The organism is Pararobbsia alpina (assembly GCF_902859895.1).
GTDB classification, from domain to species: domain Bacteria; phylum Pseudomonadota; class Gammaproteobacteria; order Burkholderiales; family Burkholderiaceae; genus Pararobbsia; species Pararobbsia alpina.
Genome location: NZ_CADIKM010000012.1, coordinates 17940 through 35809 on the forward strand (window position 1 = coordinate 17940; position 17870 = coordinate 35809).

Annotated in this window: 13 protein-coding genes; 8 read left to right on the forward strand and 5 right to left on the reverse strand. The window is 61.7% G+C overall.

Annotated features, from left to right (window positions below):
• The first annotated feature begins 332 nt into the window (after positions 1-332).
• From HV670_RS14290 to HV670_RS14300, 3 genes are all read left to right on the forward strand, one after another.
• Positions 333-3071, forward strand: a complete 2739-nt coding sequence (locus HV670_RS14290; RefSeq protein WP_175105450.1) for an ATP-binding protein — start codon at positions 333-335, stop codon at positions 3069-3071.
• Positions 3041-4828 (forward strand): sigma 54-interacting transcriptional regulator, encoded by a 1788-nt coding sequence (locus HV670_RS14295; RefSeq protein ID WP_425511427.1) that lies wholly within the window; start codon positions 3041-3043, stop codon positions 4826-4828. Before HV670_RS14290 ends, HV670_RS14295 begins: the two co-directional genes overlap by 31 nt.
• 272 nt (positions 4829-5100) lie before the next feature.
• Positions 5101-5376: a hypothetical protein gene (locus tag HV670_RS14300; RefSeq protein ID WP_175105451.1), complete on the forward strand. Its 276-nt coding sequence runs from the start codon at positions 5101-5103 to the stop codon at positions 5374-5376.
• A 431-nt stretch (positions 5377-5807) separates the two neighbouring features.
• On the opposite strand, the gene HV670_RS14310 is transcribed toward HV670_RS14300, so the two are convergent.
• Entirely contained in the window at positions 5808-6641 is an 834-nt protein-coding gene (locus tag HV670_RS14310; protein WP_175105453.1) for a class II glutamine amidotransferase, read from the reverse strand.
• A gap of 51 nt (positions 6642-6692) precedes the next feature.
• Positions 6693-7577, reverse strand: a complete 885-nt coding sequence (locus HV670_RS14315) for a bifunctional helix-turn-helix transcriptional regulator/GNAT family N-acetyltransferase (RefSeq protein WP_175105454.1) — start codon at positions 7575-7577, stop codon at positions 6693-6695.
• On the opposite strand from HV670_RS14315, the gene HV670_RS14320 reads away from it, so the two are divergent.
• Together HV670_RS14320 and HV670_RS14325 are read left to right on the forward strand one after the other, a co-directional pair.
• Positions 7561-7836 (forward strand): hypothetical protein, encoded by a 276-nt coding sequence (locus tag HV670_RS14320; RefSeq protein ID WP_175105455.1) that lies wholly within the window; start codon positions 7561-7563, stop codon positions 7834-7836. The genes HV670_RS14315 and HV670_RS14320 overlap by 17 nt on opposite strands.
• Positions 7837-8115: 279 nt before the next feature.
• Positions 8116-8763 (forward strand): SDR family NAD(P)-dependent oxidoreductase, encoded by a 648-nt coding sequence (locus HV670_RS14325; protein ID WP_246257413.1) that lies wholly within the window; start codon positions 8116-8118, stop codon positions 8761-8763.
• Positions 8764-9075: 312 nt separating this feature from the next.
• Here HV670_RS14325 and HV670_RS14330 read toward each other — a convergent pair whose 3' ends face one another.
• Positions 9076-9339: a LysR family transcriptional regulator gene (locus tag HV670_RS14330; RefSeq protein ID WP_246257417.1), complete on the reverse strand. Its 264-nt coding sequence runs from the start codon at positions 9337-9339 to the stop codon at positions 9076-9078.
• A gap of 245 nt (positions 9340-9584) precedes the next feature.
• Between HV670_RS14330 and HV670_RS14335 the strand changes: the two genes are divergently transcribed.
• Entirely contained in the window at positions 9585-10394 is an 810-nt protein-coding gene (locus tag HV670_RS14335) for an alpha/beta hydrolase (RefSeq protein WP_246257419.1), read from the forward strand.
• 1024 nt (positions 10395-11418) lie between these two features.
• A complete protein-coding gene (locus HV670_RS14340) occupies positions 11419-12996 on the forward strand; it encodes a methyl-accepting chemotaxis protein (protein WP_175105456.1) in 1578 nt (525 codons plus the stop codon).
• Between the two features lie 272 nt (positions 12997-13268).
• Here HV670_RS14340 and HV670_RS14345 read toward each other — a convergent pair whose 3' ends face one another.
• Both HV670_RS14345 and HV670_RS14350 read right to left on the reverse strand, forming a co-directional pair.
• Entirely contained in the window at positions 13269-14351 is a 1083-nt protein-coding gene (locus HV670_RS14345; RefSeq protein WP_175105457.1) for a TIGR03118 family protein, read from the reverse strand.
• Positions 14352-14504: 153 nt separating this feature from the next.
• Positions 14505-16247 carry a PQQ-dependent sugar dehydrogenase gene (locus HV670_RS14350; RefSeq protein WP_175105458.1) on the reverse strand — a complete coding sequence of 581 codons (1743 nt, stop codon included), beginning with the start codon at positions 16245-16247 and terminating at the stop codon, positions 14505-14507.
• A 521-nt stretch (positions 16248-16768) separates the two neighbouring features.
• Here HV670_RS14350 and HV670_RS14355 point away from each other — a divergent pair.
• Entirely contained in the window at positions 16769-17866 is a 1098-nt protein-coding gene (locus HV670_RS14355; protein WP_175105459.1) for a BMP family ABC transporter substrate-binding protein, read from the forward strand.
• Positions 17867-17870 lie beyond the last annotated feature (4 nt).

Genomic DNA, 17870 nt, shown 5'->3' on the forward strand with positions numbered 1-17870 from the left:
CTGATCACGCCGATTTGCGTCTACCGGCGTGGGGGTTTTGCTGGCCGGCCCGGTGCGGGGCGGTGATCCATTTCGTTGTGGAAGTCATGAAAGAGAACGCCAGTCGAATCGCTGGCACGCTGCGTGAGGCGTGAGGCGTGAGGCGTGAGGCGTGAGGCGTGATTCGCGAAGCTATCTAAGCCCGTGCGGCGGGTGTACAGTAAGTACGCTGAAAGGTGCGGGCACTACGAAAATCCGTTATGACGGGCCGGTGAGGCACGAATAGACGAAGCCTCGTTTCAGATCCTGCCTCTGTGAAGCCTTTTTACAGAGCCTGAGGAAGAATCACGGTGATGACTTCGCAGCGACCATCCTCGCAGCCGGGCAGACGCGAACGCCTACTCGAACAGCAGGCGGCGCTGGCAGCACTGACGCGCATCGACGTGTACCAGAGCGAGAGCCTCGAGCAGACGCTGCAGTTCATCACGCAGACGGCGGCACAGTTGATGTGTGTCGAGCGTGTGAGCCTGTGGCGCTACACGGAGACGCGTTCGGCGATTCGCTGTCTCGACCTCTTTGAGTGTGGTCTCAACAGGCACAGCGTTGGCGCCGAGCTTGAGGCCGAACTTTACCCTGCCTATTTTCAGGCACTTGCGACGAGCGAAGCCATCGTCGCAGACGAAGCGTCCACCGACCCTCGCACCCAGGAATTTACCGGCAGCTATCTCACGCCACTGGGCGTCACGGCCATGCTGGACATCCCGATCCACCTGCACGGCCGCGTTGATGGCGTGCTGTGTCTCGAACAGGTCGGACCTGCATTGCCGTGGACGCCTGAGGACCGCCTGTTTGGCATCGTGCTTGCGAATCTGATCGCGCTTGCCGTCGAACGCCACGAACGCAGGCGTGCCGAAGAGGCGCTGCGTGAGAGCGAGCAGCGTCTCGCCACGCTCGTTGCCTACGCGCCTGACGCCATCCTTGTGTTCGACGTGGAGGCCGACCGCTATATTCAGGTGAACAAGCAGGCCGCGTTGCTTTTCGGGCGGGACTGCGATGCGCTCCTGCAGATCGATCCGACCCGACTCAGCCCGGAGCGGCAGCCGGACGGCCGCCTGTCGCGTGAGGCCCGGCGCGAGTACCTCGACGTTGCGCTCGAGGGCGGCACCCCGGTATTCGAGTGGGTGCATCAGAATGCCGCGGGCGCGCTCATACCCTGCGAGATCCGGCTGGTTCGCCTCCCTCACGCAAGTCGCAGGCTGGTGCGCGGCAGCATCATCGATATCGGGGAACGCTCGCGCACCGAGCAGGCCCTGCGCGCGAGCGAGCAGCGCTTCTCGACCATGCTGGCCTATTCGCCCGATGCGATCACGCTGCTGGACGTCGATACACTGCGCTTTGTCGACGCGAATGGGCAAGCCGCGCGCCTTTACGGATACGATCGCGACACCTTGCTGCGCCTGGGACCGGTCGAGTTGAGCCCCGAGCGCCAACCCGATGGCCGCCTTTCGAGCGAGGCGGCACGCGAGAAGGTGCTGGAGGCGCTTAGTGGTGGCGTGCCGGTATTCGAATGGACGCACGTGAGCCCGGCGGGCGATCTCTTTCCGTGCGAGGTCCGGCTGGTTCGACTGCCCGATGCCGCACGCCGGCTGGTGCGCGGCAGCATTATCGATATCAGCGAGCGTAAGCGCACGCAGGCAGAGTTGAACGAGGCCAAGGAGGCAGCGGAAACCGCCAGCCGCGCGAAGTCCGAATTTCTCGCCAGCATGAGCCACGAATTGCGCACGCCGCTCAACAACGTTCTCGGTTACGCGCAACTGTTGCAGCGCGAGGAGGAGCTGTCGGAGCGGCAATGCAAGGCGCTCACTGTCATCCGGCAATCCGGGGAGCACCTGCTCGGACTGATCGACGAGATCCTCGACATGGCCAAGATCGAAGCCGGCACGCTGGACATCGTTGCCGACCCCTTCGATCTGCACCGCTTGCTCGAAGGCATCGCGGAGATCATGCGCAGCCGTGCCCAGGCGAGAGGGCTCGCGTTCACCTGCGAGCAGTCGTCCGACGTTCCGTCCGTGGTCTGTACCGACGAACGCCGCCTGCGCCAGGTGTTGATGAATCTCCTCGATAACGCCATCAAGTACACGCGGCAAGGCGGGGTCGTCCTGCAAACGGGCATGCGCGAGCGGCGTGTCTGCTTTGCCGTGGAGGACACAGGCATTGGTATCCAGCCCGAGCACCTTTCCGAGATCTTCGACGTCTTTCACCAGGTGCGCGATCCAACCATGGTCGTAGACGGCACAGGTCTTGGGCTCGCGATCAGCAAACGGCTCGTGCACCTGCTGGGAGGCGAATTGCAGGTCGCCAGCCGGCCGCAGGAGGGCAGCCGCTTCTGGTTCGAACTGGAGCTACCGCCGCTTTCGACCCAGCCCCACTTGGCCGCAAGCCGGCCCGTCACGGGTGTCGCGGGCGAGAGGCGCCGCGTGCTGGTCGTGGACGATGAGGAGGACGGCCGCGCCCTGTTGCGCGACCTGCTGGCTCCGCTTGGCTTCGAGGTGTACGAGGCAGCGGACGGCCTCGCGGCGGTGCAGGAGGCAGTACGCCTGAGACCCGACGCGATCCTGATGGACATGCGGATGCCACGCCTCGACGGTCTCGCCGCAACCGCACGGATACGCGCGATGCCGGAGCTCGCGGGTACGGTCATCCTCGCGATCTCCGCGAGCGCATTCGAACATAACCGCGCGCGCTGCATCGAGTCCGGCGCCGACGAGTTTATCCCGAAGCCTTTCCGCCAGGAAAAGCTGCTCGACCTCCTGTGCGCGCATCTCGGACTCACGCAGCTTCATCGTTCCGGCGACGCGCGCAGCGAGCCTGAGCACCCGATGCCGCTGAGTGCACCGTCCTCACGACAACTGCGACGGCTCATCGACCTCGCTTCGCGGGGCGACGTCAGGCAATTACTGCGCGAGGTGAACGAACTGGAAGCGGGCGATCGGACCTACTCGCCCTTTGCCGCCCACATACGGACGCTGGGCGAGGCATACCAGATGAAGGAGCTGCGGCGGTGGCTCAAGGCTCTCGCGGGCGCGCCATGAGTCCGGCCGACACAGACAGACCGCTGATCCTCGTCGTGGAGGATGTACCGGCCAACCTCTCCATCCTGCTCGATCTGCTGAGCGGCGACCGTTTCGCGGTCTCGGTCGCCGAAGACGGCGAAAGCGCGCTGGAGCAGGTCAACTATGTGCGGCCGGATATCATTCTGCTCGACGTGATGATGCCGAGGCTGGACGGCTTCGCGACCTGCAGGCAACTCAAGGCGAATCCCGCGACCCGTGACATTCCCATCATCTTCATGACCGGCCTGACCGATACCGTTGACAAGGTGAGGGGCCTTGAACTCGGCGCCGTCGATTACATCACCAAGCCGTTCCAGCACGAAGAAGTACTCGCCCGTGTCAGCATCCACCTCGAGTTGAAGCAGCTTCGACAGCGGCTCCAGGAAAGCGAGGAGCGGCTGTCCCGGATCATCGAATCGGCGATGGACGCGATCGTCGCGCTCGACCACGAAGGCCGCGTCACGCTTTTCAACCGCGCTGCCGAGCGTGTGTTCCGCTGCCCGGCGAGCGCCGCCGTCGGCCGGTTCTGCAAACAGTTCCTTGCGGCGCGTCTGTGCCGTGTGCTCGGCGACTACATGCGCTGCGACGGACGGCCCGCGCCGATCTGGGTGCCGGAAGGGCATAGCGCTGTGCGCGCCGATGGCGAGGCATTCCGGATCGAAGCCAGCCTGTCGTGTGCGGAAGCCGGCGGCCAGACGATTTACATCCTCATCCTGCGCGATATCGAGGAGCGCAGGCAGGCCGAAGCCGAGGTTGGCCAGTTGCGCGGCTTGAATCGCTACCTCCAGGAGGAATTGCTCGAAGCCCAGGCGGGCGAAGAACTCGTTGGCGCTGCCGGACTGCACCACGTCCTGGAGCAGGTGCGTCAGGTCGCCGGCACCGACGCATCCGTGCTCGTGAGCGGTGAGACGGGCACGGGCAAGGAACTGATCGCGCAGGCGATCCACCGCAAGAGCGCGCGCGGGAACAAGCCGCTCGTCAAGCTCAACTGCGCGGCGCTGCCGGCCAACCTCATCGAGAGCGAACTGTTCGGGCACGAGAAGGGCGCCTTTACCGGAGCAGTGGCGCGCAAGGCGGGCCGCTTCGAACTGGCCGACGGCGGGACGCTGTTCCTCGACGAAATAGGCGAACTCGCGCTGGACCTGCAGGCGAAGCTTCTGCGTGTGCTGCAGGACGGCGAATTCGAACGCCTCGGCGGTACCCGTACCCAGAAGGTCGACGTGCGCATCATCGCCGCCACCAATCGGAGTCTGGCCGAGGAGGCCGCGGCGGGGCGGTTTCGCGCCGACCTTTACTATCGTCTCAACGTATTTCCCATCGCGCTGCCTCCACTGCGCGAGCGCACCGGGGACATCGCGCCCCTCGTCGCGTATTTCGTACGTCGTTATGCGGCGAAGTATGGCAAGCACATCGACGCCGTTCCCGAGGCGCGGTTAGGTGTGCTTCAGGGCTACCGGTGGCCGGGCAATGTCCGAGAATTGCAGCACGTCATCGAACGCGCGGTCATTCTCACGCAAGGCAGTCAGCTCGCACTCGGTGACTGGTTCAGGGATGTGACGCCCACCGCCCGCGATGCGCTGACGCTCGAGGATGCCGAGCGGGCTCATATTCTCAAGGCTCTCGAACAGACCGGCTGGCGTGTCAGCGGCAAGGCCGGTGCGGCCGAGCGCCTCGGACTCAGGCCCACGACGCTGGAGTCGCGCATGAAGCGGCTTGCCATCACGCGCAAGGCGTGACGTTCCCGAGATTTCGTGACAGTCACGAAATCCGTCGTTGGGGCGCGCGACCGCACGGCGCGTGCGCGGCACCTCGAGGCGGGGGTCGTTTACGGAAAAGTCTTTAATTTTCAATGGCCTGCGCTTCGGTATCCGCTGCGGGGTGGCACCTGGCATGGCTCTCGCACTCACACACGCTCTCAAGACGCGCTGCAATGCGGCAACAGCCGCCGAATGATTCCTGCATGGTCGCGGCTTGCATTCATCGTGAACCTTGACCCAGGAAGTCTGAAATGAAGGCCTCTTTACGTTTTTGCGCCGCGTTTGCCCGCTTCGCCTTGATCCATTCCAGCACCCTCGCGCACGAGCCTGCCGCCACTGCAAGCCCAATTGCTTCCGTCGCGTACATGGACGTGCCCGCCACCGGCAAGAGCACGTGCGGTGGCACGCGCTCGATTGCGTCGCAAACCTCGCCGGCGACGCACGCCTCACCCGGAAGCGCGTGCCCGATCGGCTCAAGCGCGCTGCACACACTCACCGCGACCAAGGTGTATCGCGGCGGCTACTAGAACGGGGCCTTGGCGTCGCTATCGTGAATCGCTCCCGACCGGCGCCGGCCCGAGCTAACCGTCACACTCTTTCATCCGACGCTCAAGCTCGGCAATATCCTTCGAAGCCGCGAGGTATTCATCACAGCGGGTCCGGCGGGCATCTTGTAGCCAGCGGTCGAGGCGTTCTAATAGGAGAGTGAAAAGCATACGTATACCCGGTTCGATTGATGGCCATCTGAGCTTTGCCATTTGACGGAAAAGCTTTGCCGTTGTGCACGCAGAAGCTTTTCTGGCACTGCACGATATTTCCTGATCGTGGCTAGCTATCCGACGGCGTTCGCTTGAGGTAAGTATGTGATGCGGGCGACTCATATCCAAGCGAGTTGATGCATCGCAGCATGCCAAACGTACGGCGTTTCATGCCACCCCGAACGGTGGGTTCCTGCCACTCAAGCCACTTGAGGCTCGAACGGAAACTGCTCGATTTCGCCGCCGCGCGCCACCATCACCGTGCTCTCCGGAATCTCCTGCCACCAGCCCGGCAAATCGGCGAGCGGCTCCGACAGAACCAGAAACGCATCCTGGCCGGCCATCGCGATGCGCGGATCGTCGGGATACAACTCGTGCAGATGACGGAATGACGTGTTGTGAAACAGCGAGCGTGACTGCCTTTCGCTCGAATAGCGCGCCGCGACGATCTGCTCGCCGTCGGTTGCGCAGACGGTCATGTTCAGCGGTTCATCGACGCCGTGGCGGCGGCCGGTTTCCTCGACGAACGCCACCATCCGTTCGAGCGCGGTGACCGGGGCCAACTCCAGGCCGAAGGTCAGTGCGAGGAAGAACAGCACTTCGGAATCGGTCGAGCCTTCGATCGACGGGAACAGTTCGGGGGCGATCGCGACCATCAGATCGCGGCGCACCGCCGGATAGTTGCGTACCAGGCCATTGTGCGCGAACAGCCAGCGGCCATGGCGGAACGGATGGCAGTTGGTTTCCTGCGACGGCGTGTCGGTCGCCGCGCGCACGTGCGCGACGAACATCGGCGCGTGGATCGCCCGCGCCGCTTCGCGCAGATTGCGGTCGCTCCATGCGGGCTGGATGCAGCGGTAGCGAAACGGAATATCGGTCGGATGGCCGTACCAGCCAATCCCGAAGCCGTCACCGTTGGTGGTCGTGTGGCCGAGCCGAGAATGCAGGCTCTGATCGATCAGCGAATGCTTCGCGTTGAACAACACCGTTTCGAGCTGAAGCGGATTGCCGGAATAGGCGAGCCAGCGGCACATGAGATGTCTCCTGTCGGATACGCTTCTATTTGGCGACCGACTTGCGGACTTTCAGACCAGTCGCTTTTCGAACCAGTGATGGGCATAGGGTTCTGCGTTGAACGCACCGACTTCAACGTACCCGGATTGCCGGTATAGAGAAACCGCCTCGGGTAGCGCTCGATTTGTTTCCAGGCGAATAATGCGCACGCTGCTCTGTCGAGCACGTTTCTCAGCCTCAACAATCAACCGGCGGCCTACACCCATACCGCGGGCAGAAGGGCTCACCCACATCCTTTTGAGCTCTGCCGGTGACTTCTTATGAAACTTCAGCGCGACGCATCCGATCGCGCTTCCATGGAGTCTCGCGAGGATCAACGCGCCCTCCGGCGCCGTTAGTTCATCGGCATCCGCTGACAGGCTTATGGACGGGTCGAATCCTGCTTCAAAGCGTTCATCGAGTTCGCCGAAATATTGTTCAAAGCACCACCGCGCGTCATCGCTGTCCGGATCTTCAAGCGCGAAATGCACCAGAGATGGCTGTAGCAAACGCTCAACTTCAGACATTGCTGCGACAAGTCTCCGGCGCTGCTCATCGCCTAGCGGTTCGAGTGCACGCGAAGCGACCGAGTCAGAGAGCCGTTCGAGTTCCGACCTCTCCTTGAGGCCGGTCTGCGTCAGGCAGGCCCGACGCACGCGCCGGTCGCCCGCATGAGTGAGGACAGCGACAAGTTTCTGTCGTTCAAGCGAGGCCAACGTACGGCTGAGATAGCCTGAATCAAGATTCAGCCGCGCGCGGAGAGTACGAACATCCGCACCGTCAACTCCGATCTCCCATAAGAGGCGTGATTCACCCATTGGGCGGCCCCGTCCGAGAAAATGATCATCGATAGCGCCAATGCTTTCGGCGACTATGCGATTGAAGCTACGAACCTGAAGAATGTCGGATGCGCTCATATCTCTGACTCTAGTCAGAGATATTGAACCCGTCAACGTCAATTCTCGAAATGCTGCGTCTCGTCCTGAGAGCTTCATCCTGATGCGGATAGTGTTCGGCCATCTGCCCGATCGCATCGGCGGCTACCGCGTAACGCTTTGGTCGCTTGCCATCGAAGCCATCGGCCAAGCGGAGTTGTGGGCCGCGCCGTACGAGATCGTGGCGCTCGGGGGGCGTTTGTCACCGGCCTTGGCTGCGCGCTGGTCTTTCCGGTGCTAGGTGTCGAGGCGCTCAAGCGCGTGCTGCCGGCGAATCGCGGCAGTGCGATGGACGCTTTCGTCGCCTTCCTCGACATTGCCTATGGCATTGCCGGGCCCGCGGCCGGCCTTGTTGCCGGCCAGTTCGGATACGCCGCGGTCTATTCTGCTCGGCGCGGCAAGCGCGGTTCTTGGCGCGGTCCTCGTCCTGATCAGCCGCCGCTCCGCACGCTGAGCATCTCATCCTCGGAACCGGCGACGCCTGTGTCGCCGGTTCTCCATCCAGTACAGGAGAATTCACATGGCACGCATATTCATTTCCGGCTCGTCCACGGGCCTCGGTTTCATGGCGGGCGAACTGCTTGTCGCGCAAGGGCACCAGGTTGTCCTGCATGCCAGGAACGCCGCCCGCGCAGAAGTTGCCCGGCGCGCGTTACCCAAGGCCGAGGCCGTGGTCGTGGGTGACCTTGAAACCATCGCCGGCGCCAAGGCGCTTGCTGCGCGCGTCAACGAACTCGGCCGCTTCCATACGGTGATCCACAATGCCGCGGTCGGCTATCGCGAAGGCGAGCGCCTCACCACGGAGGGTCTGCCGCATGTCTTCGCGATCAACACGCTGTCCGCCTACATCCTGACCGCGCTGATCGAGAAGCCGAAGCGGCTCGTCTATCTGAGCTCGGGCATGCACCGCCAGGCTGATGCCAATCTCGACGACATTCTCTGGCGCAAGCGTCGCTGGAACGGATCCGCGGCTTATGCCGAAAGCAAGCTGCATGATGCAATGATGGCATTCGCAATTGCCCGTCGCTGGCCCGAATTTTTTCCAACGCGCTTGAACCTGGCTGGGTACCTACCCGGATGGGTGGTCCCGGTGCGCCCGACGATATGGATCAGGCGCATCGCACCCAAGCCTGGCTCGCCGCCAGTGACGATCCGCAAGCTCAGGTGACGGGCCAGTACTTTTACCACCTGCGGCCGCTCGCTCCAAACCCGCAGGCAAAGGACGCTATTCTCCAGAACCGGCTCATTGCGCTTTGTGAAGAACTTTCCAAGGTCGATTTACTGGCATAAGCGCTCGCTTGCGTGGCCGGGTTATCGTGTTCGGTGGGGAACTTCGCTTGTCGACCCGATGCCGCCGGTCGGCAAATTTGCATCTGCCGGCGCTCTTCGCAAGATACCCGCATCTATCGGTAGACCTGTCGGCAACGGAGCGCACCGTGAATCTGGTCGAGGAAGGGTTCGACCTTTCGATCAAAAACGGTCAGCCTGCCGACTCCTCGGACGACTCGAGTTCAGAGAAGTCTCCAATGATCCGTAAGCCCGCTTCATAGACCGATTGACCGGCCTCGGTCAGCGTCATGCTGCGTGACGTTCGTCGGACGAGTTGAGCGCCCAGATACCGTTCGAGTGACGCAATCTGTTTGCTGACCGCAGGTTGGCCGACCCCGATCTCGCGCGCCGCGGCAGCGAAACTCCCGCCGTCGACGATGCGAATGAAAAGTTTGAGCGCGTCCAGCCGATCCATCTCCCCTCCAATACTTCCTGCCTGGAATCGATTGTATTCCTGGGAGCCTTCTTATAGATACTGCTGGGAAACGATATTGTCTCATCCACTGACGAAGTGCTAACGCCACAAAGGAGAGCAACGATGACCATCGAAAACCACAAGAGCCTGACCGAAGTCCGGCACGGCTTGCGTGAAGACGACCGTGAGGCCGAGATATCGGTTCTTGCCGGTACCAGAAGCATTTTTCGGGATTCAAAGGAACGATGCGTGAAGCGTACGACGCCATGACGGCACAGACGCCGACCGCCGATAACGTCGATCTTGAAAGTGTCGATAGCGAGGGCGTAAAAGGCTGGTGGATTCGCCCAGAATCCGCCCCCGCCGATCGCGCGATTCTATTTCTGCACGGCGGCGCCTTCATGCTCGGGTCCGCAGAGGCCTATCGCGGGTTTGCGAGTCAGATCGCGGTGCGCGCCAAGGTTGACACGTTTGTTCTCGACTATCCGCTCGCGCCCGAGCATCCATTTCCAGCCGCATACGATGCCACGGTCGCAGCGCTGCAATGGATGGCAAGGTCTGGTATTCGCGAGATCGCACTGGTCGGCGACTCGGCAGGTGGCGGTCTCGCGCTAACGGCCCTCGGGGCTGATGCGCGCGGGGCGTCGAACGTCCAATGCATCGCCGCCTTTTCGCCGTGGCTCGATCTTGCATTGACGGGTCCTTCGCTTCTCAGTGATGAGACGCACGATCCCATTTTCAAGCGACCGGTGCTCGCCAATGCCGCCGCCACCTACCTGGGACCGGCCGACCCCACCGACGGACGCGCGTCACCGCTATACAGCATTCCCGACCACTTGCCGCCGATCGCGTTTCAGGTAGGAACGAACGAACTGCTGCTCGACGACGCTCGCCGGTATGGCAGTAAGGCAGCAAAGCAGGGGACCACGGTCCAGCTTGAGATCTTCGAGGGACTCCACCACGTGTTCCAGCGATGCACGCAAGAGCTTGCAAGCGCTCGATACGCGTTGGACCAGATCGCAAGTTTCATATCGCGGCACTGGACCATCGCTTAGATCGATTTCCGGCTTCCGCATGAAAGGACGCTCGAGGGTGCGCGCAGTCAAGCGACTGATAGCGCGTATCACTCGGGCATCACAACCTCAACGATCCGACTGGCCGCTTCGAACCAGACTTCGGTCCGTCGAAGCGATACCGCGACCGTCGGTTCTTGGCCGGTTCTCGCCTGCCGGCGCCCGGCAGCAGGCGCGGAAATACCGACAATGCCGCATCTAGTCAAGAATTGTTTTGAGAAGATAGTTTTTCATCTTTTGCCCTGCGCTTGGTCCGGCCCAAGCCGATATCCGTATGAATAGTGAATGTAGCGCACCAAATGCGATTGGGCGGCACGAGATTTCGGTCTCACGTCGAAAGAATAGATAGCAAGTACTGGCCGCTCACTGCGGCAGCATCGAATCCCCTATAGCACCGACACCCCTGATCGGGCGTCAATTCGCTTGCTCTGGACATGTTCAACGGAAGGGGCGGATACCCGCCAAATATCACTCTGCATTGCTAACCGCACGAATGCGATTCTCGCCACTCCGGGTCAGAAATTGGCCAGGTGTCAATAGGGCTCCAGCCTCTCGGGCGTGTCGGATCCGAAGTGGAACCAGTCCAACCTGCTGTTGGACTACTCGCTGTCCGAGCGGACTGACCCGTACGTCGAGGGCCAGTTCCCAGCACGTGAGCAGCGGTGGCACCGGATTTACGGCTGATATTAACGGTTGGCACCGTCGGCCAACGACAAAGAAGTCGCGCTCACCGCAGGCTTGCGTGCCCGCCTTCTAAGCTGCATCGAAGCTCGGGAGAGCGACAAGTTGGTGGATAGCTGGGCGCACTCCTGAAACGACAGGGGCCCGCGTGCTTTGCTGAGCGGTCATACAGGCGGACGGCCCCGCGCGTTGTTTGATGCCGGGATAGCTGGAACCCGTCTCTTCCGACTGGGCTCACGGGACGCGTTTTTATTTGCCGCACCGAATCGACGTTACGAACCGTACTTGAAATGGACTGCAACATGTGTCAACCGGAAGAAATGGAATGAGTCTGACGAATATGAAAATTGGTGCTCGGCTAGGCGTTGGCTTCGGGCTTGTGATGGCGCTGATGGTGGCGTTGATTGCGGTCGGCCTGATCCGCTTAACCAGCATCAGCGACATCAACGACAGGATTGTCGGTAAGGATTGGGTTAAGACCGGTGCGGCGCAGACCATCAATGCCATGACGCGCGACAATGCGCGGCGGACCATGGAGCTGTTCACCACGAGCGACAAAAACAAGGTCAGCAGGATTTATCAATCGATCGACGGCAACAAGAAGACCATCGACGAGGCGCTTGAGACGCTCGACAAGCTGACTTACACATCCGAAGGAAAGACGTTACTAGCGAAGATCAAGGCATCACGCGCGGCGTATGTGACCTCCTTCGGCAAGGTCGCCAGTTTGCTGGCAAAGAAAAAGCGGGATGAGGCCGTCAGCACGATGAGTGGCGAAACGCTTCCCGCCCTGGATGTTCTCCAGGGAGATGTCACGGCCATGGTGGATCTGCAAAATAAGCTGGTGGATGCCGGTGGTACCGAAGCCAGGCAAAACATCGAGTCAGCCCGCAATATGATGATCGGTCTGGGACTGGCGGCCGTATTGATCAGTATCGGTTTAGCTTGTGTCATCACACGCTCGATAACACAACCCTTGCGTGAAGCAGTGAAGGTCGCGCAGACGGTCGCGTCCGGCAACTTGACCAGTCGCATCGTCGTACAGACCAGGGATGAGACTGGCCAGCTACTGCAAGCCCTCGAGAAGATGAATGAAAGTCTGAAAAGGACCGTGAGCGAAGTGCGTGTAGGCACGGAAACGATCGCGACTGCATCGAGCCAGATTGCGAGCGGCAATCAGGATCTGTCGTCCCGCACCGAAGAGCAGGCGAGTTCGCTCGAAGAGACCGTCGCCGCGATGGAAGAGCTGACCAGTGCCGTCAAACAGAATGCCGACAACGCCCGGCAGGCGAACCAGTTGGCGGTGTCGGCCTCCGAAGTGGCGCTCAAGGGGGGCGCAGTCGTCCTGCAAGTCGTCGACACGATGGGCTCGATCAACGCCTCAGCCACGAAGATTGTCGACATCATTGGCGTGATCGACGGCATCGCTTTCCAGACCAATATCCTCGCGTTGAACGCGGCAGTGGAAGCGGCCCGTGCGGGGGAAAATGGCAGGGGCTTTGCGGTGGTCGCAGCCGAAGTCAGAAACCTGGCACAACGCTCCGCGGCAGCGGCCAAGGAAGTCAAAACCTTGATTGACGACTCGGTGGACAAGGTCGGCGTGGGCAGCAAACTGGTGAGCGAGGCCGGGGCCACGATGAACGAGATCGTGACCAGCGTGCAGCGCGTCACCGACATCATGGGCGAGATCAGCGCCGCCAGCGAGGAGCAGAGCGCGGGGATTGAGCAGATCAACAAGGCCATGAGCCAGATGGATGAAGTGACGCAGCAAAACGCGGCGCTGGTGGAAGAAGCCGCGGCGGCAGCCGAGTCCCTCCAGGGCCAGGCCGGCAATCTGGCGCAGGTGGTCAGCGTGTTCAAGTTGGGCGGTACGCACGCCGCGGCGCCAGCACATGGCGCTTGACGTCGGGCCGTCCAGATCAAGTGTCGTGCAGCGTGTCAGGAAGGCCGCCCCTGCGACCACGACTACTCCCCGCTGCGAAAATCAGGGTGCTCGCCTCGGGCGTCGGAAGCGTTGTCTCAAACCCGTCGCGTCACGCAACATACGCAAGCGAAATGACCCGTCCGATTTTGATGGGGCTTCTTGCACGTATTCACTGTAGTGCCTGACGACGAGTCGAATGGGTGCAGTGAAAGCGCGCGTTTCATCGTTCGCAAAAACGCGCGCGACGACCTTTACATCTTCACGTCGATGCGTCCATAGGTGCCGTTCACCTCGTCGTTCGGTCCCGCAGCAAAGAACAACGTGTTCACAGGCTGATTGTCGAGCCCGTTGCCGAAGGCGATTCCCCATAGCCCTCCCTGCACGAACGCGGTTCCGTTCGACAGCATGACGGTGCCGAGGGATTTGCCGCTCGCCGGGTCGAATGCGTTTATCGCGCCGTCGCCGAAGTTGCCCACCAGAACGTCACCACTGAACTGGCCAAAGTTGGCCGGCGCTTGTGCAACGCCCCAAGGCGCATTCAGCGGACCAGCCGATGCGAATCGCTGCAACAGATTGCCTGCCGGATCGAACACATCGACGAACCCCAAGCCCGCGCCGTCGAGATTGTCGTGCGCCGCAGGATCCTGTTGGGCATAGGTCACGAAGAGCTTTGCCCCGATCGCCTGAATGCCGAATGGCGCGAAGCCCGCCGGCAGGTTCGGATCCTGGAACTTGCCGGGTACCACCACCTTTGCGAAGTTCGTGTCAAACACATCGACCTTGTTGTTGTGAAAATCGGTGGCGTAGAGGAAGTTCGCTCCGCCATTGCTCGCGAGTGCGAGCCCTTTGTAGACCGCGCCGCCGCTCCCGTCGTCGAACATGACGATGGCGGCCGTCGGACTGACCGTGGGTGACCATGCGGTGATGGTCCCGCCCTCGCCTGAAAAGATGAATGCGGCTACCCCGGACTTGCCACCCTGGCTAATGGTGAACTCCGTCGTGCCGTTGAAAACGATGCCGGTGGGATTCGCGGGACCGCTGCTGCCGTTCGGAATGCTGACGATGAGCGATTGCGGCACGCCGTTTCCATCGTAGAGCGTCGCCACCGAGGTTGCGTTGTCCGCGACCCAGACGAAACCCTGCGGATTGAAGGCAACGCCCCATGCGTTTTTCAGGTTCACGTCGGTGTGGGGAGCGGCGACGGCGCCATCTGACACCAGCGTGGTCGCGGTAAATGATTGCATGTTGTTTGAGTCGGAACCGCCACATGCGACAAGACTTGCCAATGCCGCACTGCTCGCGACGGCGCACAACGCTTTAAGGACTGAGTTCATAGCCGCACTCCTCTCCTGCCGTTGGTCATGGTAGTCACTGGACGTGTGAGATTGCGACTTTATTCCGTCGTCGGTGTGACCGGCCCGTGGTGGGGATGGGGTGTCGATTTGGGTCCTTAGCCTCAAGGGTGCGTTCTGGGGCGTAACTACGGATCAACGGCCCACATAAGCGATGCGCCATATCGTGCCGTTGCCGTCCTCAGACACGAGCAGCGCTCCGTCGCGAGCCACCGCCACGCCGACCGGTCGGCCCCAGACGCTCCGTTCATTCGTGACGAAGCCGGTGAGGAAGTCCTCGTATTCACCGGTGGGAACACCCTGCACGAGACGCACGCGCACCACCTTGTAGCCGGTGCGTGTGGCGCGATTCCATGAGCCGTGAAAAGCCGCGAAGATATCTCCGCGATACTCGGCAGGGAATGCCGCAGCGCCCTTCGTCGCGGTATAGAAGCACATCCCCAGCGAAGCCGAGTGCGCCTGCAACAGCACATCGGGAGCGATTGTCTGCCCCGCAAGATCGGGCCGCTCGCCTGCGTGGCGAGGATCTTCATGGTTGCCGAGGTAGTACCAGGGCCAGCCATAGAATCCGCCTTCCTTGACCCGGGTGATGTAGTCCGGAACCAGATCGTCTCCGAGCCCGTCGCGCTCGTTCGTCGAAGCCCAGAGATCGCCCGTACCCGGCTCCACTGCTATGCCGACGCCGTTGCGAATGCCTGTTGCGAAGGAACGCAGAGGTGCCCGGCCTTCAGGATCGGTCACGAGAATAACGGCGCGATTGGCTTCAGTGTCCCATGCCGCACCGCGCCCGTGTTCGGCCTCCCAGCGGGCAATGCCTTGGGGACTCTTCTTGCTCATGCTGTCGGCGACGTTCGACGCTGAACCTACCGAAATGAACATGCGCTTGCCATCGCGGGAAAACGCCACATCGCGCGTGCTGTGGCCGCCCCGGCTTTCCGTGAGGCTCGGTACGACAACCTCGGCCTTGCCGCTCGCCTTGAGTTCACCGCTGCGATAGGCGAAGCGCACGATCGAGTTGTTGTTCGCGACATAAACCCATTGCGGATCATTCCCCGGTGGATAGAACGCGATGCCGAAGGGCCGGTCGAGGCCGTCGGCGAAAACCTGGTTTTCGGAAGGCGCATCGGCCCCGTCGGCGGCTCGTAATACCCGTATCCGGTCCTCGGCTGTCTCAGCCACGAAAATGTCGCCGTTGGGCGCGACGCGCAGGATGCGCGGGTTCGACAGTCCGGACGCGAACAACCGGGCCGTGAAACCCGGTGGCACCGACAAAGAAGCGTTGGCGGGTGGCTTCGAAACCTGTGGGCCGTTGCCGGCCGACGCCGTGCTATAGGGTGCGGGCAAGTCCGCCAGCGTGATGTGATGTTTGACTCCGGGAGCATCAAGACGCCAGTCGCCGAGGCTGCTGCTGACCGAAGCGGATGGCGTGCGTGTCGACGCGGCAGCGGCCGTCGGCGAAGCCGTGGCCGGCATTTTGAGCGTGGATAAATAGGCGATCAGATTCCGGCGATCGCCGGCATCTGGCGTCGAAACCGGCATGGTGGTGCCGGGGACCGTCGCCGTCGGATTGGCAAGGAAGCGATCGAGGGTCGCCGTGTCCCACCTCAGGCCCGACTGGCCCAAGGCGTTTGAAAAGGTGAAGTTGGAAAGAGCGCCAGCGCGTCGACCTAGAACACCGACGAGGCTGGGGCCCTGCCGCGTGATCGCGATGTTTCCAGCCCCGAGACTGTCGGCATGGCACATCGCGCAGTTTTGCTGAAAGGAGATTCTTCCTTGCCCGACATTGCCCGGCGAAGGCGTGTCGTCTGCGGCCGCGTTGCCTGTGAAAGCCCCGGCAAGATAGAGGCTGAGTAGGATCATGCGGGTGATGGGCTGCATGGATAACTTTCCTCATCGGATTGTGTCCGCGCAAGGATACGACTGGTGGCTCGCGTCGTGGGTATCGTTCATGCGTTCTTGCGCTTGCCCCAACATGAGCTTCGGCCGCGCATTACCCTGGCTCGCCCATTCGGACCGGTCGGCGATGCCGGCTTCATGAGAATGAAGCTGAGGGTCTTTTCCACGTTCATGCTCTGACGCCCAATTTTTGGGAAGCATGCACCAAGGCTTTGAGAGGCATGCACCAAGGACGTCGGCGATCCATCTGGCGTGGACTGTCTTGCCGTGTGATCCCGCTCTCGCCGGAATCCTTCAAAGTCTTATCCCATAAGGCCAGGCGAAGCCCTGACTCAGCCAGGCATGACTCATGCTTTCTGAGGTTTCAACTTGTATTCAAGCCTGCACTCATGAACACCGACCTCCCATTCGATGCGAGCCTCGCGATGTCTTCTGGCTGGCTAACCGATCTCCATAGTCCCGACGCACACTCTCTATAACCGCAATCACAGGAGTCGATCACCATGACCAACCGCCGCGATTTCATCAAGGGCGCAGGGGCCCTTGCACTTGGCAGCGCCTTGCCGTTCCAGTCGGCGTTTGCCGCCAGCAATCTGACCGTCGGGGTGATCTACGTCGGCGCGCGCGGCGACTATGGTTATAACCAGGCGCAGGCACAGGCGGCCAATGTGATCAAGAAGCTGCCCAACGTGAAGGTGATCGAGGAAGAAAATGTGCCGGAGACGGTTGCGGTTCAGAAGACGATGGAAGCCATGATTGAGCAGGATGGGGCGACGCTGATCTTCGCGACCTCATTCGGCTACTTCGACCCGCATGTGCTCAAGGTGGCCGCGAAATACCCGAAGATCCGCTTTGCACACTGCGGCGGCCTGTGGAAGGCTGGCAATCCGCCGAATATCGCAAGCTACTTCGGCTATATCGACGAATGCCAGTACCTCAATGGCGTGGTCGCGGGCCATATGAGCAAGAGCAAGAAGCTCGGCTTCGTGGCTGCCAAGCCGATTCCGCAGGTCCTTCGCAATATCAACGCTTTCACACTCGGTGCGCAGTCGGTCGATCCGTCGATCACGACGCATGTGATCTTCACGGGCGACTGGTCGATGCCCGTCAAAGAGGCTGAGGCGACCAACAGCCTCGTCGATCAGGGGTGCGATGTCCTGACCTGTCACGTGGACGGTCCGAAGGTCGTGATCGAAACCGCCGAGAAACGCGGCGCGATGAGCTGCGGCTACCACGCAAGCCAGGCGGCACTCGCACCGAAGGGCTACTTGACGGGAGCCGAATGGGACTGGGCGACGCCGTTCAAGGAACTGGTCGTCGATGCGCAGACGGGCAAACCGCAGCCCAACATCATGCGCGGTGGACTGCGGGAAGGCTTCGTGAAGATGTCGCCGTACGGTGCGAGCGTCACGGCCGCCGCGAAGACGGACGCGGACGCGATCAAGGCAAAGATGGTCGCTGGACAGTTCGTCATCTTCAAGGGGCCGATGAAGGACAACAAGGGCGCCGATGCAATCGCGGCCGGTACGAGCCATTCGCAGACTGACATCACCCTCGAAAGCATGAACTACCTCGTGGCGGGCGTCGTCGGCCAGATCTGACGAC